Raw genomic sequence first — 25,396 nt, 5'->3', positions numbered from 1 at the left:
CATCATTAGACTATTTAGGTCATGTAATGGTTTCACAAAAAGAGGAGTCGCGCATTGAGCGCACTCCTCCATTTCTATCGATATCCAGCCTTACTTGAACCAGCCCTTCTCCTTAAACCGCGTAATCGCCTCGATGCGATTGCCAACATTAAGCTTGTCGAGAATAACTGAAATATAGTTGCGCACGGTTCCTGTCGTGATATACAGCTCAGAGGCAATTTCCTTCGTATTCTTGCCGTCTGCAATCAGACAAAGCACTTCCTTCTCCCGCTCTGTCAGCGGATTCTCCTCCGAGTATGCTTCATCTACCAGTTCAGAAGCATAGATCCGTCTGCCTGCCATAATGCTTCGGATTGAATCTGCCAGTTCCTCGCTCGGGCTGTCCTTGAGCAGATATCCATTCGCGCCTGCCTTCACGGCTCTCTCGAAATATCCCGGACGGGCAAAGGTCGTCAGGATCACAACCTTGCAGCCTGCGCCCTTCAGTTCCTCAGCAGCATCCAGCCCGCTCTTCCCTGGCATCTCAATATCCATCAGGCATATATCTGGATTGTGCTCATGAACGAGCTTTACAGCCTCATCCCCATTGCTTGCCCGCCCGACAACACTCATATCCTCTTCCAAATCCAGCAGAGACGCCAGCGCTCCAAGCAGCATCCGCTGATCTTCCGCAATGACAATACGTATCACGTCCCCACCTCCTTAATTGGCTGCTTCGTCACGATCGGCACTTGTATGATGATGGCCGTACCTTGATCACATACAATGTCCATACTTGCGTTAATGAACTCAAGCCGTTCCTTCATTCCAAGCAAGCCATTGCCTGTCGACTGAAGGCTGGTGTCCATTCCAACACCGTTATCCTGCACCTTAACCTTAAGTTCTGCTTGCGAAGATTCAAATTGAATCGAACAGGACGTCGCATTGCTATGCTTCACAATGTTTGTAACCGCTTCTTTTAGACACATACTGAGCACATTCTCATAAAGAAGCGAGATATTCGCAGGCTTGCCGCCTTCTAGGCTAAACTCAATTTGAGCCGCCTTCAAAATTTGCTTGATGCGAAACAGCTCATCCTCCAGCCGCGTTCCCCTCATTTGTGTCACCAGTTCCCGCACTTCCTTCAAGGCCGTTCTCGCTGTCTGCCGCACATCATTGATTTCTGCTTGGGCACGTCCGGGATTCTTATGAATAAGCTTGCCTGCAAGATCACTCTTCAGGCCGATGAGCGACAACTTCTGACCAAGCGTATCATGCAAATCACGGGCAATGCGGTGTCGCTCCTGCAGCTTCACCAGATCCGCAATCCGCTTGTTGGCATCCTCCAGCTCTCCTTGCAGCTTATCTCGCTTGTTGCGATTATAAGTCGTTACTGGGAGCAGGATAACTCCGATCATGCTGACAAGAACGAATGGCAGCTGCGTGATGAGCACCGGATTCTTCGTTACAAATCCATAGTTGATCGTCACAATCGTACTAATCAAGTGGATGGTATATAACGTAATAAAGCCGATTTTGTGCTGAATATTACCGATAAAGAACGCCAGAAACAATGCAAAGTATACATATCCGAACAGTACCGTCATTGTAATGGAAATAATCACTTGGAAGGAGGTCCAAAAGTAGACCCACCATCCCTTCGATACAAACGACAACACATAGCAGCCGAAAAACGCCAGTATCATGACTACGCCAATACCAACTTCGTATGGCGAAGAGGCCCGAAATATAAAGTAAAAAGGAAGGATATAAAAGACAACCCACACGTACGGGCTCAATCCCGTACTCCTGTGAAATATGTGATACCACTTCTGCATGGTTGTCTTCCTCCTTCCTCTTGCCATATTTAATTGTATCTTACCATAATGATGCCAAGCCGTGCTCATTATTCCCCTTGAATCCCCGCTCTTGGCGGCTTGTAAGAGCTTCTAATGCGGCCTGACTTCTGCAGCAGCATCTGCTTGTGTTCCTTGAAGCTAACAAATACCTTTCTCTCTTCATCCCATAGTCGGAATCGGAGCGATTTCAGGCTCGTACGCAAGGTGATCGTCGTTGCCTTCTGCAGCGGAATGGACGCATCATGCGCCTTCTCCAAATTGTAGTTCGGCACCTTCGGACTAAGATGATGCACATGATGGAAGCCGATATTGCCGGTAATCCACTGCAGCAACTTCGGCAGCTTGTAATAGGAGCTTCCTTCTACCGCCGCCTTCACGTAGCTCCATTCATCCTCATGCTCGAAGTACGTCTCCTCGAATTGATGCTGCACATAGAACAGCCAGATGCCGAGCATGCCCGACAATAAGAAGATTGGCCCTTGGATCATCAGAAATGCCTGCCAACCAATGGCCCAACACAGCAATGCATATAACACTACAATTCCAATATTCGTAATGTGCGTATTCACTCGTTCCTTACGCTTCGCACCTTTAACATTGAAGCGATACGTAATAAGGAAGATGGCGATCGGCCCGATACAGAGCATGACCACTGGATTGCGGTATACACGATAAGCTAGACGTGTCCACCAGGAAGCCTCCTCGTATTCCTCAACCGTCAGCACCCACATGTCGCCAATTCCCCGCTTGTCTAGGTTGCTGCTTGTGGCATGATGGATAGAGTGACTGTTCTTCCATTGCTGGTAAGGTACAAGGGTGATCACCCCTGTAATCGTTCCCAGAATATCGTTTGCCTTCCGGCTCTTAAAAAAGGATTGGTGACAGCAGTCATGAAATATAATAAATGTCCGAATGACGAAGCCGGACGCCATGACCATGAACACGAGTGATAGCCAATAGGATACCGTAAGACTCGCATAAGCGGCATACCACAGAACCAAAAGCGGTAAAATCGTATTGCATATTTGTCGAATGCTCGATCGCATATCGATCTGTTCATAAGGCGCTACTTCCTTCTTCAAGCTAGTAAGCTTCGAATCGGCCATCTTGTCAGTTCCCCCTAAATTGTTAACGAACATAGGTGATATCGCATGAACCCATACTTAATTATCTTAAGTATAGAGAATCCGTGTCATCCGCAGTAGTCATAAACGTCAGATAAGGGACATGATAAATGTCATATATGTCACGTTAAAACAGGCAAACATAGGCGCGCCGATCCGCAAACAAATAAGCAGCCTGCTGAAATAGGTCAGCAGGCTGCTTGTTACTTCTTATTTATGAAGCGCGAATCGGATTGCGCGTCCGATCAAGCCGGGAAGCACCGATAAATGCCCTTCGCCGGGGAAGACGTGAAAATCCACGGACAAGCCGTTCTCCTCCAGCTGCTTCAAGCGCTGGTACATCTCCTCCGCATTATGCAGCATCCGATTCGGGTGTGAGGCTTCCTCTTCCCCGACGGTCATGAGCAGCCGCACTGGGGTTGGATCAGGCTCTACAGTTCGGTTCGCCGTAAATGCCTTCTCCGCCTCCAGCACGCAGCGATTGCTCCACCAGATGGAGGGGCTGCCCGCAATATAAGTCTGGAACAGATCAGGCTTCGTGAACATCGTATTCAGCGTGAATAAGCCACCGAGTGAATGACCGAACAAAGCCTGCTTCGAACGATCTATCGGATACGCCTCTTCGATTGCTGGCTTCAGCTCTTCCTCGATGAAGCGAAGGAAGTTGTCGCCGCCTCCAGTTGGCGGCCATTCCTCCCCGCCCGGTCTTGGCGGCAAGGATGCACGATCCGTTGGAGGTGTCAGTTCATAGAAGCGATCCACAGGAAAGTTTCCTTCCGTCAAATAACCAATCCCTACAACAACCAGAGGGCCGAAGCCGCGAATGCCTCGCCCCTTCAACACGCGAGCCGACTCCGCGCAAAGAGGAAATAACGCGTTGCCGTCGAGCACATACAGAACCGGGTACCCCTCCGAAGGAGCTTCGCCCTCGGGAACACTAACACTAATTCGATAATCTCGGTTCGTATGCGTGGATACCGTATTGTAAACCGTAGAACGCGGCAGCGTAATCGGTTGTTCTGTTACTTTCATGCTGGTTCCTCCCCTATTGTGCGGAATGAATTCCGATGACTCTGCCGATGTCAATGTTATGTCTTTCGAACATCGGACCTATTTCGGAGCTCGATAGAGCAAGTAGATAAAATACGGAACGCCGAGCAGCGCCACAACGACACCTGCCGGCAATGATATCGGCGCAAAAATCGTTCTGCCGATATAATCGGAGACGACAACGATAACCATCCCGATTATTCCGCACACGGGCAGCATGCGATGATGACTCACACCGACCAGCTTCCGTGCAATATGCGGTGCGATCAAGCCGACGAAGCCAATGCTGCCGGATACGGATACACAAGCACTGACAAGTCCAATGCTGGCTATAAGCAGTAAATTTGTCTCCCGATTGACTGCCACGCCAAGACTCATCGCACTGTCTCGCTCGAATTGCAGCAAGTCCAGCTTCCGTGACTTGAACCAAATGAATGGGACGCAAATGATGAGCCATGGCAATGCGGCCACAACGTAATGCCAGTTCGCATTCCACACGCTGCCTGACATCCACACCGTTGCCATCTCGAAGTCCTGCGGATTCATCTTCAATGAAATATACATAGACAATGCCCCGAGACCAGAAGCTACCGCAATACCAACTAAGATCAAGCGCTGCGGATCAAGCCTGCCTCGATGCCATGAGAACGCAAAAATAAAGATAGCTGCCAGCAAGCCACCGACAAGTCCAAACAAAGGCATAGCCATTACTGCAAACCAATCTGTGCCGACGATCTTCCCTTGGAAGAAAAACATAAACAGTACGACTGCAGCTCCGGCACCAGAGTTAATACCCAAAATCCCTGGATCGGCAAGGCCATTCCGCGTAATGCCTTGAATAACAGCACCTGCTATGCCAAGACCCAAACCTACCATCGCAGACAGCACAATGCGCGGCAGTCTGAACTCGAAGATAACAAGCTCATGATCCGGCTGCGGATCAATGCCCAGGATGGTATTGATGACATCCTTCACCGTCATATCGAAGACGCCATTTGTCACGCTTATATAGACCGCCGTACAGAACAATGCGAGCCCAACGCCAAATACAATCCACCAACGAAGCAATGAATCTCTATGCACGTCCTCCCCCTCCTTTTTTGCGAATGAGATAGAGGAAGAATGGAACCCCAATTAAGGCTGTTACTACACCGACCGGAGTTTCGAACGGATGGTTGATGAATCTGCTGAGTACATCAGCAAGGCCAAGGAACAAGGCCCCCAGCAAGCCTGCACAAGGCACCGTCCACCGGTAATCGAGTCCAACCAGCATGCGTGCAATATGAGGAACAATTAAACCAACGAAGCCAATCTTGCCTGCCAGCGCTACCGAAATACCGGTCAAAATGACGACTGAAGCGGTTGCAAGTAGCTTAATAAAGAACGTCTTCTGCCCTAAGCCAGCCGCAACATCTTCGCCGAGCGAGAGTGTCGTAATTGATCTGGTGACAGACATCGCCAGAATAAATCCAACGATAGCAAATGGAATAACAAGCTTAATTAACTGGGGATCCAATTGATGGAGCCTAGCGTTATACCAGAAGCTGATATTCTGCGAAATTTGAAAATAAACGGCGATCGCAGATGAAATGCTGCTGAGCAGGGTTCCGATAACCGTTCCGACAATCGCCATCTTCACTGGCGACAACCCACCCGGAATTGTGGAGGCCAATCCCCACACGACAACAACGCCAAACAATGAACCTAATAACGAAAAGAAAATCATTTCGATGGATGACGCAGAAGGAACCAAAATCGTGCACAGCGTAATGACGAAGGCCGAACCATCAGATACCCCCATAATAGAAGGGGATGCAAGATAGTTTCTTGTCATCCCCTGCATCATGGCTCCTGATACGGCTAGGAACGCCCCGATCAAGAGCGCCCCTATTGCCCTCGGCATGCGCGAGTGCATAATAATTTGGTGATCTACATTGTCCGGATTGAAGTGGAATACAGCATTCCATACGGTATTCGCATCAATGTTCTTGGCTCCATAGAGCACGGATAATACGATGACCGCCACCATGGCAATTGGTGACAATATCATGATTGCAATCGCCAATGCCTTCTTATTATGCATATCGTACCAACCTGTTGTTTATTATTTGAACATCTGAATTATTGGGACAGTTTATCTACTGCTGCTTCAAGGAACAAGAATTTGCTGAGCGCTGTGCCGCCTTGTGCTAGCGGGTCTACAACATTGACGAACACCTTGCCGTTCTTCACCGCATTAACGCTCTTCCAGATAGGATTGTTCTCCAAATCCTCCAGTGCTTTCGGTGTATTCTTGTTCTCATCTGGAGAGAACTGAACGAATAGATAGTCAGGGTTGATTTCCGAGAATTTCTCCAGCGAGATCAATTCTTGCGCCTTCGCTGCTTTCACTTCTGCGGGAGCCGTCAGACCCAAATCGTTATAGAGGGAAGCATTAAAGAAGACTCCCTCAGGATAGATCGCCAGATCGCCCTTACGAACACGAACCGCCAATACCTTCTTGTCCTTCAGCTTATCGCCGAACTTCGCTTTCGTCGCATCCAAGTCGGCTTTATACTTGTTCAAAGCCTCTTCCGCTTCTTTCTCCTTGCCTGTCAGTTCTGCCAAGAGCTTCAGATTGGCTTCCCAGTTCGTAGACACGTGAGATACCGGAATGGTGGTCGTAATTTTTTTGAAGTTCTCGATAGCCTCTGGCTTGAACTTCGTAGAAGCGAGAATGACGTCAGGCTTCAGCTTCAAGATGCCTTCGTAATCCGGCTCCATCTTCTCTCCGACCGATACGGCTTCCGTTGTCGCTTTCTTGAACAAGTCAGGGAATTGCCCGCTTACACTAATTGCACCAACTGGCTTCGCGTCAAGTACAACCGCATCTTCCATGGATTCCATAGAACCAGAGATTACAATGCGTAGCTCTTTTTTAGCAGGGATCGTATATGTTTGATCCAAATACGTAATTGTTTTTGTTTCGCCGGATGGTGCCGACTCTTTATCTTTATTGTCTGTGTTAGACGCTGCAGGTGCAGTCGTTTCCGTGCTGGAACCGTTCTTCGCATCAACGCCTTCTTTCGCGCCACCAGCACCGCATGCTGTCAATGCCAGTGAAAGTGAAAGCAATAATAACCCCTTAACCATCCATTTGTTCATTTATTTCTGAACTCCCTTCGAACGCTTCAATTGATAATGATTATCACTATTAAATGATAGAACGTTTGCCCCGAATCTCCAATGGATAAATTCCTGAATTGTTATGGACAATTTCCGGATAGTAATTGAAGCATCGTATCCATCATTCGTTCCATCGCGATCGGAGAATACTCGACCCATGGATCTGTATGTATCAGATGAACACGTTGTCGACGCACAGCGCTAAGCTGCTGCCATCGCCAGCTTTCATGCAGCTGCTCCCAAGCGGCTAGCGTCTCACTCTCTTGGCAGACGTTAACGAGCAGGCGATCTGGATTGATTAGGGCAAGCTGCTCCAATGACAGCTCCATGTTATAGACTTGCTCTGGCCATTGGAATGCCTGTTGGAGCTGCAGATTATCGAATACAACCTCTGCAATACCACGATTGCAATATGCATAGATCTGCTTTCTCAAAATTCTAACGAAGAGGAAGGTCTCATCCTTCACGCCAGATGGAAGTTGTTCTCTCACCCAATCCACTCTGCGATCATACTGAGCAAGCCAATTCGCAGCCTCCGTCTCTTCCCCAAGCAGCTTCGCTGTATGCACCAGCTGCTCTCGCCAATTCCTCGTACTTGGAACTTGACAGACATTGCCTACCTGACCAAGCTGCTCTTGCTCCTCCTCGGCAAGCCCATCTATGCTGACGATTACATCCGGCGCCGCCTCGTGCAGCTTCATGATGTTCGCTTCCCAGTGCTCATTGACACGGTACGCACTGAGATGAACAGGAATATCATAGCGATATTGATCGTAATAGTATTTCGTCCATTTCGGGTGCAGGGGCGCAGCATAGGGAATAATATTGAGCGCCAGCAGATAGCCCGCTACTCCAGTTCCGTATGCAGCAATTCTCTTCCTGCGACTTTTCATATAAACCGAAGGGGAAACACCAACCATCTGCTTGAACTTCCGGCTGAAATAAAACTCATCCTGATATCCAACCTGATGCGCAATATCTCGGAGCTTCACATCAGATCGATTCAGGAATTGCTTCGCCTTATTCATTCGCAACTCTGTCAAATAATCGTTTGAGCTGAGGCCAAATGTTTTTTTGAATAAATCAACGAAATACTTCGGACTCACTCCTGCAATGGCTCCCAATTGCTCGATCGACAAGCTGTCACTATAGTGCAATTCCATATATGCCTTCGCTCTCTCAATTGAAGAACTTCCATGATCAGTGAGGGACGGCTTCTTATTCAGCAGCGTATAGATAAGCTCCTGGAAGGCATATTGAGCACGGAATCGTTCCTGACCACTCTCGCTGCCATGCATGCGAACGACTGCATCGCACAGAAGTGTCAGTTCTCCTGCTGAAGTCACCGCAATTGTCTCCTGGTGTTCGATTTCCCGTTCATCATGCAAGGGATGAAGCAGTGCTCCTTCCTCTGCTTCTCTATACATATCGAAATAAAAAAGATAGGCCTCTATGCCATCTTCTGCTTCTGATTTCATGCCGAATGTATGAGCAGGGGCGAACCAATAAGCACTTTCACGAGACAAGGAATATTCCTTCTTGTCCAGCTGTACCGTTCCATGCCCTTGTGTTGTAATGATCAATAGATGTGTACTTGTCCACTGTTGGGCGGATTGATAGCCCTGCACATCCTTGCGGTATTCTGCTGTACGCAGTTTATAGATCGCTTCATTCCAGGAAATGCGACTGCTGGAATGATTCCGTTTATTCATCGTTTTCATACTGCCTCCTACTTTATATAGAAGAAATCGGTGAGCATAATGAATCTATCTTAATGAATCTATCCTCCTTCTCATCATAATTGATAATGATTATCATCGTCAATATATCTATGAATGAAACCAATACAAAGAGCCCAACAGTTCCTACTGCTGAGCTTGTCTAACCTGATGACATTGTTCTTGCTAGTTCATTGGGAGATGGCTATTACTCATCGCCAATTCTTCCTCTGACTTGTTCAAGAAGATGAGCATCTTCAATCCATCTTGTACGCCCTTTGCATAGATCCATCCCATTTGCATAGAAGCCATCTCGTTCTGCACTTGTATCCATTCCTTGTGCAAGCTGCGCCCACTTCGACCTAACTTGCGCTGAATCGAATGCTCCAATTCATCTAATTTATTCTGCAGTATTGTTATTTCCGGAAGTATCTCGACTTGTGTCCTAAGGAATTCCAATCGTTGCTGCAAGGTATCTTTTACCCAATCAGACATTTTTTCTTCCTCCACATCGATTACTAAACTGATTACGGAAATGCAATTATCCATGATTCATATCATTTTCCATATAATAGTTCCATTATAGTATAACATTTATCTTTTTGTTATGTTATAGTGATATCTCATTTTCCTCTACGATTCAATAACCTCTAAACTGAGGTGAACATCATGTCAGATTTGCTTAAGTTTGTTGGCGAACAGCTAAGAATGATTCGACTCGCAAAAGGATTAAGCCAGGAGCAAGTTGCAGAAAGAACGGGAAAAGAGGGCATGAGCAAGTCGCGGATATCCGATATTGAATCCGGGAAAGTCAATGTAACCTTGAAGACATTGGAATCTCTTATGCATGCGCTGGATATTATGCCTAGTGAACTGTTTGACTTCCAGAAGCTCGGCATCGAGGATGGCATCGAAGACAAGCAGATGCTTCTTGATCTACATAGAATCACGCTCATGGAAAGATCGATTGATGAGGTCAAGTATGTGGTTCGAACCACAAAGGATTTCCTTAACACGATGGATGCTAAAAGTTCCAAAGGAAATAAGCGTTCCTAAACGCAGCACCCGAGAATCACGACCTAATCGTCGAAAATACGAAAAACCCGCCCTCCTTATCCCGCGGGTTCTTCGTATTGTAAAATGGTGCTCGTCTCGTTTACAGCTCCGTTATTGTCAGTTTTCGATAGTAGGTTCTAGCCGCACCGAGCGTGCTTACTCCATACATGCCATAGCTCCACGCATCATCCTCGTGCTGCAGCAATTGCTCGCCATTGATGCTTAGTGTAAGGGTACTGCCCTCTGCGGTTAGCTTGATGTCGTACTCCTGATTCAACTTCCATGGGTAGGCACAGCTGGCAAGCTTCTTGTAGCCAAAGTCATTTGCGTATAAGGACACTTGATCCTTACCGTCCAGTCCCGCATGGTAGCCGCGCATAGCGCCTTGAGCCCGTATCGCAACGAGATGTGAATCGCCGCTTTGCGGATTGAGCGTAACTTCAACCGAGTAATCTGTCGCAAAATAATTGCCTGCATATGACTCGCTAGGCTCGGCTGTCATCACGTACATGCTGCCATCTACCAAGCTCCATGCCCCTTGATTGTGAGCGAATGGGGTTACACAGCCGAAGCTCATCGCCTGCTTGTGGAAGTCAATTGTGTAGGCCGCCTTGCCGTAAATCCGGAATTCGTCAATGAAGATGCGTCCAAGGCTCTTCGGCTTGCGCGTAGAGTCTGACTCCAGAACGATGCCAACTTCATCAATCAATTCTCCCTCTGTGTCTGGAATGACAAATTCCACATCGATCCACTGCTCGTTCACAAGCTTGCGGTAACCCTGCACCAAATCCCGCTTGCTCTTCGCCAAACGCACATATGGGGCAATCGTCATCGGCGCATTGCCGCCCCACTGATCAAGGTGAATTTTCATCGATACCGTCTGCCCTGAATAAGCCTTCGGCGAGAAGGTAGGCGAATAACGCTCATCGTTGAAGTCGTCCCGAGTGTAAAATGACTTATAGAACACCTTCGAGCTCTCACCGCGAGTCATGCGATCAAATAGAACCTCAAGCGATCCCGATCCTTGGTATGCCTGTTCTGTAGAATGCTTTACGCGGCAGAAGAATGGATCGGATACGCGCATATTATGTGTCGAGCCTGGCAGCTCGAAGTCAAAATGGATTTCGTTCTCCTTGCAGCTGTCCTGCAGTTCGAGCGGGCATGGCACATTGGCCAAGCGGTAGCCCAGAATCGCCAGTTCCTTCGCATAAGTAGGAATATCGAGAATGTTCAAATAACCGGAGATGCCTGACATGACGATGCCGTCATTGATCGGCGTGCGATAATGTTCCCCGATTCCGCTTAAGCCGCAAGCTACCCCAAGCACCGTTCCGACATTGCCAGCATTGCAATCCGTATCCCAGCCGCACATCGTCGCGATTTCGACAGTACGGTTAAAGTCGCCCTGTCCGTAAATCATGGACAGCACACATACGCCTGCATTCGGGATGATATGGCATACACCCGTATATTTATCGTAGCCCCAATCCCGCTCCAGCATCGCGCGACATGCTCTGAAATCGTCCGGATGCTGTTCATGGAAGGCGAGGACAGCGCGCGCAACCTGCGCGTAGAAGGAATCGCTTGGAATTTCCGCTAGACCTGCTTCAATAATGTCTTCGATGTTCGCTGTCTCGAAAGCTTTCGAGATCGCCGCACAGAAAAATCTCGCGCCAAGAACGCCCTCACCATCATGTGATACTCTTGCCGCCGCTTCGCCAAAGTCAGCCGCCTTCTTCGGATTGCAGGGATTCACAAGTCCCCATGTATCAATAAAAATCTGACCGCCAATCTGTTCGGCAATAATTTGTCCGTTCTGCTCAATCGAACCAGATTGCGGAGCGGAGATTCCTTTTTTCAAATTGATATACGCGGTATGCTCAGTGCTTACGCCATATCCGCCCCACCAGAACATGCCGATGCCTTCGCGAGAATAGTTGAGCCAAGCACGCGCCACATCATTTGGCGCAATGTCGCGATCCACCGCATCATCATAGAGTGCACGAAGGAAATAATAAGGGCCGTTGGCATCGTCATCTGCCGCAAAATTTTTAAAATCCTTCACATATCCCGTAATCTCGCCATACGTATTCTGAATTCGCTCATAGGTCCAAATTGTCGGCTCTACCGGCGCTCCGAGCCGAATCCCGATATTCATTCCCAAGTAACCTGCATAGATCTTCTCTACATAATTGTTCGGTATCATACAATCTGTCACCGCCTCTAAGTCGTTATTCTCTTGTTACATCATCTGATCTATCATTTGCTCTCTCTTTCGATGTAACTGTGCATCCGTGCCAATGATCGCGGTTGCCGCTTCCATGAATGCTTCGCAGTGCTGATCGATGCGCTGCTGATTGATGTCTTCGAGTGTAGCTATCTCTTCCGCAGGTATTGCCTGCACGCCTTGCATAGCCCCCAGAATCGCGCCGACCATGACGCCGATGGAATCCGTATCGCGCCCCGAGCTGACCCCGTCCTTGACCGCTTCCAGCAGATTGCCCTCGTGCAGCACGATATAGGCCAGTGCAAGCGGCAGCTCCTCGATGGCGAACAATCGGCTTGGCGTGTAGTGATTGGATGGGATGCCGATTTTGTGTATGCTCCGATGCACATCGTCTCCCATTGGTGAATAGCGCGCGAGCACTTCATGGAAGGAACGAACGATTTCCTCTCGATCCTCCTTGCGGGATTGAAGAAGAAGAGCCGTCTCGCAAATGTCATGTATCGCCCGCTTCGTGCCGTCCTTCGCATAATGCAGCGCCGTATCCGCTATATCATGTACGGTCGCTCCCGGCTCCATTGCCTTCGCAACACAGCATGCCATTACGCCTGCCGCCTCGAGGCCGTAGCTGAGCTGATGCCCAGATGCGAACAGAATTGCCTCATCATAGGCTCCCTTCGGATTGCAGGCATTCACGATGCCGATCGGGGAGATATACATGGCTGCCCCGCAGTTGACCATATTGCCGTACCCGCCTTCGCGCGGTTCACAATTCGCGAGCACATGCCGATTGAAAATATGCTTCTCGGGATAGAACAATCGATCCATAATGAGCGCTTCCCGGCCGAATTCCGGAATATACCGTGGCCGAAACGCAATCTCCTTCACGAATTCATTTGCCATATCATAGGCATCCAGGTGACGGCGTTCCGTAACATATACATTCATTAATGCGAGCGTCATTAACGTATCGTCGGTAATAATGCCTTGGCCTCTCATTCTCCCCTGCCTCGCTGCCTCCGGCCAATCCGCCTTCCACCATTTCGTTTGCGTTGTTTCCACGCGCCCATACTTCTCTTTAATTTCGCTGTACGTCATTTTCTCTACGACAGCACCCATTGCATCCCCATAGGCTGTTCCGTAGATTGCTCCTTGTACTCGCTGCGCAAAAGAAACCATCCCGCTTCTCTCCCTCCTGCCTGAAGAGCGAGGCAGTCGCCTCGCTCCCCGATATCCAGTCTCATACGCTCTAGCTTTCGAGCTTCCTATTTGATCGTTTGATTCGCGTACTCCGCAATTTCCTTGCCGCCGGCATCATTCCACGCCTGTACGAACTTGTCGAAGTCAGCTGCCGATTTGCTGCCCATCACGACGTTCGCTGCGAATTCCTTGTACAGCTCATTGCAGGCGTCCCATTTGCCGGCAAGCTCGGCTGGTATAATAAAGGCATTATCCTTGCTCGACATCGAGTCGATCATCTCCAGTGACTTCACTGCCGGCTCAGACAGGTATGGTGTCGAAGGATCGAATTCATGTTCCGGCTTGAAGTTAATCGTAGAGCCGACGAATAGCGGGTACCATTCCGCGAATTTGTCCTTCAGCTTGATTTTGTTGTTAACGATCTCGTACTCTTCACCCTCAATGCCAAGCTTGTCTAGCATTTGCCCCTTCGGGCTGGCCAAATATTCGAGTACAGCAAAGGCCAGATCTTTATGCTTGGACACTTTGCTTATCGCAAAGCCGCGGCTTTCCTTGCTGACATCGATCGACAGGTAACCCTGTGCCTTTCCTTTTGCCGGCGGCAGAGGCATCACCTTGGCCGATGCTCCATTTTGAGACGTCATTTTGTTATTGTACAGATCGATAACCTTGCCCTGTGTCCCTGCGATAATGGCAGCTTGGCCATCATAAAAAGCTTTTTCCTTCGTATCCCATTTCTTTGTTAGAAACTCTGGATCAAGCAAACCTTCCTTATACAGCTTGGCATAGAACTCCAGCTTGTCCTTCTCAAATGGTGTAGTTCTGCCGAATGCGTATTTCCCGTCAGCGCCCTTAATCCATGTCGAGGTCAATCCGAATGCTTGTGCGAACATCACATCAAGCTCATCAAGATTGCCCGCTGTCGTGTAGGCAAATTTGGCACCGTTCTTTTCTTTCATCTCTTTGAAAAAATTATAATAGTTATCTATGGATGGATTCGCGAGCAATTCCTTGCCTGCCTGGGACTTGTCGAACCAATCCTGGCGCATAACCGGAATTTGGCTGCTTGTTGGCGACAGCCATACTAAGTACGGATAGTTTTTCGTGCGTTCTTGATTGAACACGTTCATGGATGCTTTTACATGGGTGGAATGTTCAATGTAAGGGGTGAGATCTTCAAGGATTTGCTGCGTGATGGCAAATGCGTAATCCCCGCCTTGGAAGTACATAATGTCCGGAATCGTGCCGCTTTGCAGCAGTAAGCCCAGCTTCTCCGAGTAAGTCCCGCTCTGTACTGGAACGACCTCCAGCTTAATGTTCTTTCCTTCTGCCTTCATGCCTTCCTCAATCCCTTTAATCACCCTTGCATCAGGCGGCAGATCCTTGCCGACGATTGAGATCGTGACTGCCTCTTGTTCGGATGATAATTGCGCATCTCCCGCATCCTTCGTTCCGCTGGAGCCACACGCTGTAGTAAGCATCATCAGGCTGGCAAGCATAAGAAAAATCATTTTTTTCATTGCATTTCCTCCCCCATATTTATGATCCTTCGTGTTTATTCTTTCACTCCACCTTCCATCACTCCGCTTGTATAATGTCTCAGAATGACAGGATAGAGGATAAGAAACGGGATAATGGCAATGACGATCGTCGCTGCTTTCAGGGATGAGAAATCCAGCTGCGCAACATTACTGTTTTTCAGCAGATCGGCTGTGCCGATTAGGGCTGTGCTGTCCCGTTCCACAACGAACTGCCGCAGCAGCACTTGCAATACGGTATTGTCGCGACTCGATAGAAAAATGCTCGATTTGAAAAATTCATTCCATTTCGCAACCGCATAGAACATCCCGATTGTCAGCAGCGGTATGCGAGCCAGCGGCAGGACAATTTTTACGAACATTCGAATATGTCCGGCACCGTCGATTCTCGCCGCCTCGATCAGGGAGTCCGGGATCTCTTCAAGGAAACGCATCATAATGATTAGGTAGTACACATTGATCATCCGGTAAAATACCATAGCCCATAAGCTGTCGAGCAAATGCAGATCCTTGATGACCATGTATTCCTGCACGATCCCCGGTTCGAAGATCATAATAATAATGAGGAAAATCATAATCGGCGTTTTGCCTACTAAATGTTTGCGGGTCAGCACATAGGCCGCGAGTGTGGTAAAGATAACGCTGATGCATGTACCCGTAATTGAAATAAACAAAGAGTTCAACAGCGCCTTGCTGACCAGTGCATTGTTGAGCACAACTTGAAAGTTAATAAGGGAGAAGCCTTGAGGCCAAATTTCGTAGCCCCGCAGCATATGAACCTTGTCTGGATTCGACAGCGCTCTGGCAATCAAGTTCATGATCGGGATGAACATCGTTAAGACAAGTGCTGAGAGGATAAGGCCGATCAGCATTTTGGATACGGTTATTTTATTTCGCAAGATGCATCCCTCCTTACCAGGCGCCTTTGTTCGTAATTTTTTTCGATATAAAATGAGTCGACAGCACAAGGATGACCCCAATTAAGCTCTTGAATAAATTCGCTGCCGTTGCAAACGAATATTGGCCATTAATGAGACCAACCCGATACACGTAAGTATCGATGATATCGATCTTGCTGTTGACCGAATCGTTCGTGAAGTTCAATACTTGATCCAGCCCGGCGTTCATAATAAAGCCGACATTAAGAATAAAGATCGTGACCATCGGAATATACAAATGCGGAAGCACGATCCGCGTTACAATATGCCAGCGGCTCGCCCCATCTACATATGCCGCTTCGTACAAGCTAGGACTGATTCCCATGATGGCCGCAAGATAAATAATCGAATCCCATCCGATGCTGCGCCATGCCTCACTCGCCAGCAGAACCCAGCGAATGCTGCCCTTGTCAGTCAGAAAGTCATGCGCGGGGAAGCCGAACACTTGAATGAGCTCATTGACGGCACCTGTCGATGGGGATAAAAATTCGAACCATATCCCTGTAATGACGACCCACGATAAAAAGTGAGGCAAATAGGAGATAACCTGAACCGCCTTACGAAAGCGCCCATTGCGGAATTCATTAAGCATTAATGCAAACAAAATGGGCAGTGGGAACAGCAACACCAGCTTCATCGCACTAATGATGAGCGTATTCGCCAGAACATTCATAAAGATGGGTGTACTGAATAATTCGCGGAAATATTTCAAGCCCACGAACACATGGTCACCCAAAATGCGATAGTCAAAGAAGGCCAGCTTCATTCCGATAATGGGCCATATATGAAAAATAAGAAAATACGCAATACAAGGCAGCAGCAGGAGATAGAGCACTTTGTCCGCCCACACCCGCTTTAATTTCGAAGCCGCTTTCATTTCCACTCACCTCCGGGCGGTTGCTTAGCTGATTTCCAATTCCATGAGCGGAGCATGCTGCTGCGCTCCATATACATCCCGATCGAATACGGTGCCTGAGGACACCTGTCTGGCGAACGTAATTTTGAAGCCGAGCGCTTGGTCGAAAAACACAAGCTGCGTAATATGTTCAAGCGGGATTTGGTATAACCTGGATACCATCTCTTTATTCATTCGACCAGACTGCTTCATTTTGTAATAGAGTTCCGGTTCTTTGAACAAGACGTCTATCGTAATCTCGAAGGGGCCGCTATTTTTGCTTCGAAATACGGCCGCAGCGTCATATAGCTTCATGACTACACCTCTGTATATTCGTTCTTGAACATCTCCAGCCCATCCGCAACCTCCATCAAGTGGTAGACGGAAAATTCATAGACGTCGCCGAACGGCACGTCGCTCGGTGCAAATGGGAATGCCAGATTGCCAGCCGTCGACTTTCTTCCCTCATACCCGTAATGAAGGAAGGTGGAACGGGCAGAGCTGCAAATCGCATTCGCCAGTTCCTGCGTCTTGGCAGTTACCTCGATGACGACACCGAGCTCATGAGCAGGTGCCCGATTCGGCTCCAGCTCTCCCAACACGCCATTCAAGCCATAATTAATGAAATGAATGTGGTAGTTTTCCCTTGAAATTTCATCGTAGTACTCATACACCTGCTGCTTGACCAGTTCCTCTACCTCTTCAATCCGTGCAATAAGGAGCGGATCACGCACGCCGGCAATGACGAAGGTGCGGCAGGCCACCTTCATAGCGCCTTCCAGCTTGATTTTGTACACCGGAGTCTCCGATATTCGGCTGCCGCTTACTTCTACGCTGCCATCACCAAGCTCCGTGAAGATGCAATGCTCCAAATCCAGCGTCAGCCCTGGACCATGCAGAATGTACGGATGATCCTTCTCGTAAAACGTGTGGGCGGCAACCGATACGGCTGTGCATTTGCGCGCCTCGCTAAGCGGCTTCACGATAAAGGAATCCGGCTGCAATATGCCCAGCATGCAATCCTTGGTCGTACCCGGTTCAGCAGACAGCGCGGCGCACTCTAATATTTTCCCCAGATGATAGGCAAGCGCGGCATCGAACCCATGAAGCATGGCAACTGCCGCAAATGGAGACGGATCATAGGCCCGTCCGCAAATCACAATATCCGCTCCTGCTTGAAGCGCCTCTACAATGGGCTCATGCCCCATCTGCGCCACGATGTTCGTCGTTGCCGCCAAGCGCTCTTGAGTTAGCGGCGCAACCGTCAGGCCCAATGGCGCACACTGCCCGGCACCCAGCTTCGCAGCAACCACCTCGTGAGGAATGTCTGCCCAGATCGTGGCGATTTTGATGCCTTGGAAGCGATGCTCTTCAAGGATTTCCATGATGATGGCCTGCGTCCATTCCACATGTACCTTGGCGCCGCTGCCCCCAGCCGATCCGATGATGATCGGAATCTTCGCCTGGATTCCCGCGTTGATCATAATCTCCAAGTCCTTCTTGCAAGCCTGCTTGCTGACGATTGCAGTTCCCGCACCCAGCTTGTGGGGACCGGCATCCGTAGACCCAGCGTCTACGACAATGGCATCCGGATGATGCGCCATACCGTTCATGAACGAGGCCCTTGGAAAGCCATAGCCCAGCATCCCGCACGGGGCCAGGATTTTGAATTGTTCTTTTGTCATAGGTACCCTCCACCATCACAGTACGCAATGCGTGTTGTAATTTTTTGTTTGCAGCTTGCTATCCGGTGTTCTTTAGGGTCTAGGTGTGAGTTCTAGGGAGTATTGGAAATGTGGGTAATTGGATGATCCAATTTAATGATCAAAAGGAAGCGATGCGCTCACCCTTTTGAGCTTCCATTGTGGAGCAGAATGTTCTGCTTAACTTGTTGCAAGTGATAGAGCAGTGCTTCCTTTGCTTTTTGTGGGTTTTTCTCCTTAATGGCTTGTAAAATGCGGTAATGCTCCTTATATACATCGTCCTTGCGTCCCGGAATATGTTCCGTCTTCGCAAGTGTCTTCTGGAGCAGATCGATATGCAGATCGATCAGGTTGACGAGTACAACATTGTGTGTCGCCTTGGCAATGGAGAGATGGAATGCTTGATCCGGATTGGCTTGACCATTCGAATCATCCGAATCATCGGAGTCGCGGTCAATCTTGCCCCATTTCTCAAATGCCTGCTCAATCTCCCGAATATCCTGCTCGGTCGCTCGTTCCGCTGCAAGCTCGACGATGCCCGTCTCGAATATCTCTCTTGCTTCGAGCAGCTCAATGATCGTGGCTCGTTCGATATTCTCCAGCATACGCTTCTTGTCTTCGGCTTCGTTCAGCGTCTTGCTCAAGAAGCGTCCGCCTCCGGGGCGCGTCTCTATGAGTCCTTCTCGTTCGAGAATACGGAAGGCCTCCCGCAAGGTCCCGCGGCTAATGCCGAATGCTTGGGCGAGCTCTCTTTCTGTTGGCAATACATCTCCCGGAGCTAGGTTGCCTTCGAGAATCAGATTCTCTATTTGTTCAATGACATCTTCATAGACACGGTGGTACTTGATTTTTTTAATCGTCATTGCTCATTACCTTTCATGCGTTTCATTCAAAATTGGGTGACCCAATTATCCGCAATTTCATAGTAATTGGTAATGAAAACGGTGTCAATAAAAAGTTAATTAATAAGTTGATAAACTTTTCTTAGATTTAGCTACAAACTAACTTAAGCTCTTGAAGAATATATTGATTAGACATAATGATCTCTACACCTATTTTTCTCCATTTAAGTATAAAAAAATCGTTAGTTCCTTGTTCTATTTTTAATTTTCTATCTATCATTGCCTCTATTATTTCTTCACGTAAAAGCCCATAATAATCTTGATGTATCCACCGCTTTAATCTTGAAGACATTTGCTCTTTTATAGTTAGAAACTTTTGTAGGAAGTCATTGGGTATTATTATTTCATAACTATAACTATAAAATCCCGATACTATATTCGACTGAGAAATTTCATACACATAACAATTATCCTTATTAAAGATAAAACAAACTTGAACATCTCCATTTTTCAAGATACAACCTCGTTGAAGTATATTATTAATAATTATGTCCTTTATAGTCATCTCGTTTACGGAAACGAAACTATCCATAACACCATTAGATACATATAACTCTTTCGAATTCATAATCTCCCTCCCAACAAAAAAAGAGAACTAATGTTCGTATATTATAACAAACATTAGTTCTCTTTGATACATTATTTTTACTACTTCGTCAATTTTCTAGTTATTCTTTTCGTATCTGCTTTCTGATATTGGGTGGCTGCTACTAATACCTCATCAAAACACTCATCTATTGAATCTTTTGTGAGTTTTCCTTCATCTCCCGATTTAAGTAACTTACTTAACTGTTCGTAAAAAATATCAGGCACCTTCATTATATTGTCGAGATTCTTGCAATAAATTTCATATATATATACTAATTCGCCAACTTCTATAAAAATCGGTCTAACTGTATACTTATCACCAAGTTCTTCGTAAAAATGTGAAATCATATTCGGAATTTGTTTTTCTCTGAATTTATTACTAATGAAAATATGACCACTAACCTGCCCTGTGGAACAGTAAGTTGAAACTTCGCTTAAGTTATTTAAGCGTTTAACATAGTCAACCCCCTTCTTTTTTTCTTCTGAATCAAGATCATAACCTCGAGTATCTTTTGTTAATTTACAATCGTAGGTAAAAATCATATTGTATTTGTGTTTATTTATTCCTTCAGTTTTGTTGTATTGTATATCTATTAGTCCTTCAGGTACTCTTTTTCCTCTAGCTTCCTTTCCCCACTTTTCTGAGTTAGAGATCATATCCTTAAATATTGAGAAAACTTCATCCTCAAATCTATCTGCATCATATTCATCTTTAAGCTCTGAAGTTTTCCCACAAATATCCTTTAGGGAGACATGAGCTTGGGATGCCACTGTTGAGATATGAAGAAACGCTCTCTCTCTTAAATTCCCTAAAATTGGATTTAATATTTCTTCAAATGCATCCTTTTTTAAAAATAAGAGACCAAAATCTAATAACTCGATTGTATTCGGAGTATAGATACTAGCTTGCTCCTTATCAACACCATAATATACAATGATCGTCGGAATAAGTAATCTTTCAATATGAGAAATAGTCGCTTTTGATAAAACTGTTCCTGAAACCATTATTTGTAATGGTTTATCATCAAATAAATATTTATATGTTACATAATCTCTGCCTTTAATCTTCATATTATTGTGCCCGATTAACTGTAACTGAGGATTTTCCGAGAAACAGTCTACAATTGTTTCAGAAATTTTATCTTCATTTGCTTTGTATTCACTATACTTTTGTTCTCTATACTCTTCATTGCAGTTGGGACATTTTCTGTCATGGAAATCTTCTAATAACTCACTCTGAAACCCACATAGATTATTTCTACATTCGTAAGATACTCTTTGTTCTAATTGAAAAAAACCTTCAGATACTAAATAACGAAACTTTTCGTTTAGCTCTTCTGAAAGATTCGAATCTGTTGAGATTCTAAATAGGTAATCAATTTTTAACGCCTCTCCATAAGCTAATTTATTATTTACTGGTTGATTCAGTGGGAACCCAAACTTTTCTTTAAATTTATCAGATATCTCTTGCTTAATTTGTTCGTCAATCCCACTATCATCAAGCTTAAAAACTACGTGTCCATTTTCTAATGTTAATGATCTAATAGTTCTCGAATGATTATTTGTTGTAATTTTAATCTGCTCAATGTCGGCTAAACTGTTAATGCTGATGACATTTTTTCTAAAAGCATCAACAACACTTAACCAAATATCACTTTTTGATAACTGAATTGTAACTTGAGGAGATTTAGTTAATAATGAATTATTGAATACAATTTTATTTATCGTAAAATCGATTGGTTCAATTCCGCTATAAGCATCTCCAGTATTAAATACTTGGACTGTCTGAATTGGTTCATAATCACAGAAAACATCACTGACTATCTCGGTAAATCTTAGATTAAACTGTTCTGAAAAATAATTAATGATTCCGTAAACTTCTGATTTAGTAGATGATTTTATTTCAATTATTTTTTCATTTGGATTAATTCGGAAGAGAATTATATCAACATCCTTAATTCTCTTCGCACGATCGTAATCAGCTCTTTTTGTATCTTTGTTTTTTTTGTATACCATATAAATGTATTCGTTTTTGTTGAGAATACAGTGAGCAAATATTCTGTAATCAGTACTTTGGCCATTTGATTTAAACAATACATTTATTAACTTCCCCTGATAATTAATGTTTGTAGCCAATTGTTCCAATTCTTTTGATGGTAGAACTTTATCGTATTGATATAACTCCCCACCAGCTTTTATTTTCCATTCATGACTAACTAATATTTCAAAAAGAAATGATGGTTTATGTACAAACATTTGTATCAGTTTTAAATAATCAGAAGTCTCGACTTGGATAGGTTGATCACTAAAGTAAACAGAATACAAATGCTCTACTGCTTTCTTCTTTCTATTTATAAATTCTCTTAAATATAAAAAGTACTCCATAGGGAAAACTGCATTTTTCTCTTTAATCCTATCCTTAAAAAACGCATCTTCGTATGAAGATTCATTAATATCAAATATTTTGTATAGTTCTGCTCTTTCATTAGGTTTCATGCTAAATAGAATTTTGTCTAGATTTTTTTCTGTATTTAACTCGTCAATACGTTCATGATTAACTCTCAATTGATCCCAATACTCACTATCTATATCCAATATTTTCACGTATTTTCCGCTACAAAACATACTTTCCCTCCTTTATAAATTGACTAGTGAATTATTTTCAAGTGATTTCATTGTTTATTTAAATTGTTATCCAAAACAGTCTCGTATTTCCGGAATTATCCTTGTTTAAATATACCATCATACCAGCCTATATGACTATAAAATCGTTTATTTTTAGAGACAATTGACCTATTCCAAACAAAAAAAGGCGGGAAATAGTGAGATAGTTTCTCATATTTCACACCTTAATAATTTGATTAGTTAATTTCAGTGAGTCTATTTTCCACCCTTATACCGCTCATAAGCAGCTTCATAGATCTCCAAGTAACGCTTCACGTTCATTTGCTCCAGCTGCTTCACATACGCATCCCACTGATCGAAGCCTGCCGCTCCAGAGGCGAACTTGTCGCGCATCTCGTCGATATACGTCTGAATGTCCGTCTGGATCGTCGTCAATTCTTCCTGCTCCTCTGGTGTGAAGTTGAACGATGGCCACACATCCTCCATTTTCACGGAGAATGGCTCTGCAACCTGCGCATTTTTCACAGAAGACGGATAGCCCTCCGCACCCTTGAAGAATTTCTGCTTCACGATGCCCGGATAGTAGCCGCCCGGCCACGTCAGGTATTGGCTGATGGCCTGATCCAGATTCAGACCATCCTTGTTGTTCTTAATCGCATCCAGGTATTCATATTCACCTTTGTCGTTCACCTGGTAGGTAACGCCTTCAAAGCCCATGAAGAACATCTTGGCGCCTTCATCGCCATAGAAATGATCAATCCAGCGTATTGCGGCTTCTGGATTCTTCGCTTTGTCCGTCAGGACGAACATACCGAGGTTGCCAAGCGGCGAGCCGATATTCGTCAGCAGCTTCTCCCCGTTCACTCCTTGAATGACTGGCATCCCCACATAACCATCCTGATTGTACACGGCCTTCGGATCGACACCGTCCAAGAACCCATATAAGCCGGCGCTCGCCTTCGAGGTAATGTCCGTATCCTTCATCGTGAAGGTTTCCTTGTCCAGCAGTCCATCCTTGTATAGCTTAGCGACATATTGCAGCAATTGCTTATATTCATCGGTTGACTGAACAAAGCGAAGCTTGCCCGTAACAGGATCGAGATCAACATTCAGATTGGCTATCCCGTTCTTGCTCAAGCCGAATGGGCCGCGCAAGAAGTTGATCATAATGCTGACGCCCCTGGATCCCCACGGAATCTCATCCTGCTTGCCGTTCTTGTTCGGATCCTTTTCTTTAAACGCTTTCAACACCTGAACCAATTCATCCAGATTCGTCGGCGCCTTCATTCCCACGTTATCCAGCCATTCCTGCTTCACCCAAGGCGTGCCGTAGAACAGCGATTTGAACTCTGGATCAAATATGGTCGGGAATCCGTATATGCTGCCATCCGGCATCGTAATCCCCTTTTTCACAATCGGGTACTGCTCCATAATCTTCTTGAAGTTCGGCGCATATTGATCGATGAGGTCGTTCAGCCTTAGAAATGTTCCTTGGCTACCGTATTTGATTAAGTCCGTCTTCGGCAGTGCAGAGGCAAAAAACATCTCCGGATAATCGCCACCGGCCAGTTTAATGTTGCGCTTCTCCTTCAGACTGTCAATCTGCACGGTCTCCCATTCGATATGAATGTTGCTCATTTTCTCGTATTCCTGCCAGAGCATCAGCTTGCTCCAATCGGAAGAAGCGAAGAACTTGCTAGCGAAGGCCGTCATCGTCATTTTGTCCTTCGCGATCGGCATGCCTTCCTTGTTCATCAGCGCCACACGCTCATCGCGATTGCCTTCGTTCGCTGCACCACCGCCTCCTCCGCCGCACGCTGTTACGAGCAATGAGAAGCTCAGCACCACACTAAGTGTCAATGTGAACCATTTTCTTGAACGCATCACATGTCCCCCTTGATTATTCAATATTGGAATACCGACTACCGATGGCCGTGCAATCTACCCCTTCAATGCGCCAATCATGATGCCCTTCACGAAGTACCGCTGCAAGAACGGATACAAAATCAACATTGGCAAATTCGCTACAACGAGTACAGCGTACTTTAACCCTTCCACGCTCATCTTCATCCGTACCGCTGATTCAGAAGTCAGCTTCACGAACTCGCCGGAATCGCTTTGAATCAATATTTCGCGCAGGATAAGCTGCAGCGGGAATTTCTCCTTCGTCGTCAAGTAAATCAAGGCATTGAAGTACGAGTTCCAATGACCCACTGCATAGAAAAGCACCATAACTGCAATAATCGGCATAGATAGCGGCAGTACGATACGGAGCAGCGTCTGGATGTGCGTGCATCCATCGATCATCGCAGATTCCTGAAGCTCACCGGGAATCGACTGCTGGAAGAAGGTGCGCATAATGATGATATTCCAGACGGATACAGCATTCGGGATAATCATGACCCACAGCGTATCGAGCATGTTCAAGTTTTTAATCAATAAATAGGTAGGAATCAATCCGCCCCCGAAGAACATGGTGAATACGATAAGTCCGGTTACAAGTCCACGCCCTGCCAGGTCACGGCGAGATAATGGATAGGCGGCACATATGGTCATCACGACATTAAGCGCCGTACCGATGACCGTATATAGAATGGTGTTGCTGTAGCCGAGCAGAATGTCCTTGTTTTGAAAAATTTTCGTATATGCATCAAGGTTGAAACCCTTCGGAATGAGCCACATTTCTCCGCGCAGCACATGTTCAGGATTGCTGATAGAAGCGCTCAATACGAATACGAGCGGGTACAGAACGATGAGAGTGAGCACAGTAAGCAGCGTGTAATTGATTAGGTTAAATATGCGGTCGCCAATCGAACGGTCGATCATCTTCTG

The 25,396-nt window shown here is 46.2% G+C and carries 22 protein-coding genes; 1 reads left to right on the top strand and 21 read right to left on the bottom strand.

The window, feature by feature from the left end; genetic code table 11:
• Positions 1-90 precede the first annotated feature (90 nt).
• From M3661_RS18645 to M3661_RS18605, 9 genes are all read right to left on the bottom strand, one after another.
• Positions 91-690 carry a response regulator transcription factor gene (locus M3661_RS18645; protein ID WP_021261013.1) on the bottom strand — a complete coding sequence of 200 codons (600 nt, stop codon included), beginning with the start codon at positions 688-690 and terminating at the stop codon, positions 91-93.
• Positions 687-1,817, bottom strand: coding sequence for a sensor histidine kinase (locus M3661_RS18640; protein WP_065291312.1), 1,131 nt, complete (start codon positions 1,815-1,817; stop codon positions 687-689). The genes M3661_RS18645 and M3661_RS18640 overlap by 4 nt, the downstream gene beginning before the upstream one ends.
• Before the next feature lie 68 nt (positions 1,818-1,885).
• Positions 1,886-2,944, bottom strand: coding sequence for a Delta(5) desaturase DesA (gene desA, locus M3661_RS18635; RefSeq protein WP_065291313.1), 1,059 nt, complete (start codon positions 2,942-2,944; stop codon positions 1,886-1,888).
• 228 nt (positions 2,945-3,172) lie between these two features.
• Entirely contained in the window at positions 3,173-3,994 is an 822-nt protein-coding gene (locus M3661_RS18630; protein WP_065291314.1) for an alpha/beta hydrolase, read from the bottom strand.
• 78 nt (positions 3,995-4,072) lie between these two features.
• A complete protein-coding gene (locus tag M3661_RS18625) occupies positions 4,073-5,095 on the bottom strand; it encodes a FecCD family ABC transporter permease (RefSeq protein WP_142546356.1) in 1,023 nt (340 codons plus the stop codon).
• A complete protein-coding gene (locus M3661_RS18620; protein WP_142546358.1) occupies positions 5,088-6,095 on the bottom strand; it encodes a FecCD family ABC transporter permease in 1,008 nt (335 codons plus the stop codon). Before M3661_RS18620 ends, M3661_RS18625 begins: the two co-directional genes overlap by 8 nt.
• A gap of 38 nt (positions 6,096-6,133) precedes the next feature.
• Positions 6,134-7,156, bottom strand: coding sequence for an ABC transporter substrate-binding protein (locus M3661_RS18615; protein ID WP_065291316.1), 1,023 nt, complete (start codon positions 7,154-7,156; stop codon positions 6,134-6,136).
• Positions 7,157-7,257: 101 nt separating this feature from the next.
• Positions 7,258-8,889 carry an ABC transporter substrate-binding protein gene (locus tag M3661_RS18610; RefSeq protein WP_251487426.1) on the bottom strand — a complete coding sequence of 544 codons (1,632 nt, stop codon included), beginning with the start codon at positions 8,887-8,889 and terminating at the stop codon, positions 7,258-7,260.
• Between the two features lie 192 nt (positions 8,890-9,081).
• A complete protein-coding gene (locus tag M3661_RS18605; protein ID WP_021261021.1) occupies positions 9,082-9,390 on the bottom strand; it encodes a hypothetical protein in 309 nt (102 codons plus the stop codon).
• Positions 9,391-9,564: 174 nt separating this feature from the next.
• Here M3661_RS18605 and M3661_RS18600 point away from each other — a divergent pair, with 174 nt between their 5' ends.
• The gene (locus M3661_RS18600; RefSeq protein ID WP_021261022.1) at positions 9,565-9,951 is read left to right on the top strand and encodes a helix-turn-helix domain-containing protein; all 387 of its coding nucleotides are present in this window, start codon (positions 9,565-9,567) and stop codon (positions 9,949-9,951) included.
• 100 nt (positions 9,952-10,051) lie between these two features.
• On the opposite strand, the gene M3661_RS18595 is transcribed toward M3661_RS18600, so the two are convergent.
• The 12 genes from M3661_RS18595 to M3661_RS18540 form a co-directional block, all read right to left on the bottom strand.
• The gene (locus M3661_RS18595; RefSeq protein WP_251487423.1) at positions 10,052-12,157 is read right to left on the bottom strand and encodes an ADP-ribosylglycohydrolase family protein; all 2,106 of its coding nucleotides are present in this window, start codon (positions 12,155-12,157) and stop codon (positions 10,052-10,054) included.
• 36 nt (positions 12,158-12,193) lie between these two features.
• Positions 12,194-13,354 carry an ADP-ribosylglycohydrolase family protein gene (locus M3661_RS18590; protein WP_251487420.1) on the bottom strand — a complete coding sequence of 387 codons (1,161 nt, stop codon included), beginning with the start codon at positions 13,352-13,354 and terminating at the stop codon, positions 12,194-12,196.
• A gap of 86 nt (positions 13,355-13,440) precedes the next feature.
• Positions 13,441-14,895 (bottom strand): extracellular solute-binding protein, encoded by a 1,455-nt coding sequence (locus M3661_RS18585; RefSeq protein ID WP_251487417.1) that lies wholly within the window; start codon positions 14,893-14,895, stop codon positions 13,441-13,443.
• Positions 14,896-14,930: 35 nt separating this feature from the next.
• Positions 14,931-15,812, bottom strand: a complete 882-nt coding sequence (locus M3661_RS18580; RefSeq protein ID WP_021255373.1) for a carbohydrate ABC transporter permease — start codon at positions 15,810-15,812, stop codon at positions 14,931-14,933.
• Between the two features lie 13 nt (positions 15,813-15,825).
• On the bottom strand, positions 15,826-16,728 hold the full coding sequence (locus M3661_RS18575; protein ID WP_028531973.1) for an ABC transporter permease: 903 nt from the start codon (positions 16,726-16,728) through the stop codon (positions 15,826-15,828).
• A gap of 24 nt (positions 16,729-16,752) precedes the next feature.
• A complete protein-coding gene (locus M3661_RS18570; protein WP_251487414.1) occupies positions 16,753-17,061 on the bottom strand; it encodes a DUF4387 domain-containing protein in 309 nt (102 codons plus the stop codon).
• A gap of 2 nt (positions 17,062-17,063) precedes the next feature.
• Entirely contained in the window at positions 17,064-18,431 is a 1,368-nt protein-coding gene (locus tag M3661_RS18565) for an acyclic terpene utilization AtuA family protein (protein ID WP_251487411.1), read from the bottom strand.
• A gap of 158 nt (positions 18,432-18,589) precedes the next feature.
• Entirely contained in the window at positions 18,590-19,312 is a 723-nt protein-coding gene (locus tag M3661_RS18560) for a FadR/GntR family transcriptional regulator (RefSeq protein ID WP_065291321.1), read from the bottom strand.
• Between the two features lie 127 nt (positions 19,313-19,439).
• Positions 19,440-19,919, bottom strand: coding sequence for a hypothetical protein (locus M3661_RS18555; RefSeq protein WP_251487408.1), 480 nt, complete (start codon positions 19,917-19,919; stop codon positions 19,440-19,442).
• 80 nt (positions 19,920-19,999) lie between these two features.
• Entirely contained in the window at positions 20,000-22,564 is a 2,565-nt protein-coding gene (locus tag M3661_RS18550; RefSeq protein WP_251487406.1) for a hypothetical protein, read from the bottom strand.
• A 255-nt stretch (positions 22,565-22,819) separates the two neighbouring features.
• Positions 22,820-24,448: a type 2 periplasmic-binding domain-containing protein gene (locus M3661_RS18545; protein WP_251487404.1), complete on the bottom strand. Its 1,629-nt coding sequence runs from the start codon at positions 24,446-24,448 to the stop codon at positions 22,820-22,822.
• Between the two features lie 57 nt (positions 24,449-24,505).
• Entirely contained in the window at positions 24,506-25,390 is an 885-nt protein-coding gene (locus M3661_RS18540; RefSeq protein WP_065291323.1) for a carbohydrate ABC transporter permease, read from the bottom strand.
• Positions 25,391-25,396 lie beyond the last annotated feature (6 nt).

The sequence above is a fragment of the Paenibacillus sp. MER 180 genome, assembly GCF_023713665.1.
Lineage (GTDB): Bacteria > Bacillota > Bacilli > Paenibacillales > Paenibacillaceae > Paenibacillus_B > Paenibacillus_B suaedae.
This window is presented reverse-complemented; position numbering and strand designations above follow the sequence as displayed.

Coding starts and splice junctions, on each gene's coding strand:
- M3661_RS18640 (WP_065291312.1), bottom strand. CDS start 1,817: ATGCAGAAGTGGTATCACATATTTCACAGGAGTACGGGATTGAGCCCG.
- desA (WP_065291313.1), bottom strand. CDS start 2,944: ATGGCCGATTCGAAGCTTACTAGCTTGAAGAAGGAAGTAGCGCCTTAT.
- M3661_RS18630 (WP_065291314.1), bottom strand. CDS start 3,994: ATGAAAGTAACAGAACAACCGATTACGCTGCCGCGTTCTACGGTTTAC.
- M3661_RS18620 (WP_142546358.1), bottom strand. CDS start 6,095: ATGCATAATAAGAAGGCATTGGCGATTGCAATCATGATATTGTCACCA.
- M3661_RS18615 (WP_065291316.1), bottom strand. CDS start 7,156: ATGAACAAATGGATGGTTAAGGGGTTATTATTGCTTTCACTTTCACTG.
- M3661_RS18610 (WP_251487426.1), bottom strand. CDS start 8,889: ATGAATAAACGGAATCATTCCAGCAGTCGCATTTCCTGGAATGAAGCG.
- M3661_RS18605 (WP_021261021.1), bottom strand. CDS start 9,390: ATGTCTGATTGGGTAAAAGATACCTTGCAGCAACGATTGGAATTCCTT.
- M3661_RS18600 (WP_021261022.1), top strand. CDS start 9,565: ATGTCAGATTTGCTTAAGTTTGTTGGCGAACAGCTAAGAATGATTCGA.
- M3661_RS18595 (WP_251487423.1), bottom strand. CDS start 12,157: ATGATACCGAACAATTATGTAGAGAAGATCTATGCAGGTTACTTGGGA.
- M3661_RS18590 (WP_251487420.1), bottom strand. CDS start 13,354: ATGGTTTCTTTTGCGCAGCGAGTACAAGGAGCAATCTACGGAACAGCC.
- M3661_RS18585 (WP_251487417.1), bottom strand. CDS start 14,895: ATGAAAAAAATGATTTTTCTTATGCTTGCCAGCCTGATGATGCTTACT.
- M3661_RS18575 (WP_028531973.1), bottom strand. CDS start 16,728: ATGAAAGCGGCTTCGAAATTAAAGCGGGTGTGGGCGGACAAAGTGCTC.
- M3661_RS18570 (WP_251487414.1), bottom strand. CDS start 17,061: ATGAAGCTATATGACGCTGCGGCCGTATTTCGAAGCAAAAATAGCGGC.
- M3661_RS18565 (WP_251487411.1), bottom strand. CDS start 18,431: ATGACAAAAGAACAATTCAAAATCCTGGCCCCGTGCGGGATGCTGGGC.
- M3661_RS18560 (WP_065291321.1), bottom strand. CDS start 19,312: ATGACGATTAAAAAAATCAAGTACCACCGTGTCTATGAAGATGTCATT.
- M3661_RS18555 (WP_251487408.1), bottom strand. CDS start 19,919: ATGAATTCGAAAGAGTTATATGTATCTAATGGTGTTATGGATAGTTTC.
- M3661_RS18550 (WP_251487406.1), bottom strand. CDS start 22,564: ATGTTTTGTAGCGGAAAATACGTGAAAATATTGGATATAGATAGTGAG.
- M3661_RS18545 (WP_251487404.1), bottom strand. CDS start 24,448: ATGCGTTCAAGAAAATGGTTCACATTGACACTTAGTGTGGTGCTGAGC.
- M3661_RS18540 (WP_065291323.1), bottom strand. CDS start 25,390: ATGATCGACCGTTCGATTGGCGACCGCATATTTAACCTAATCAATTAC.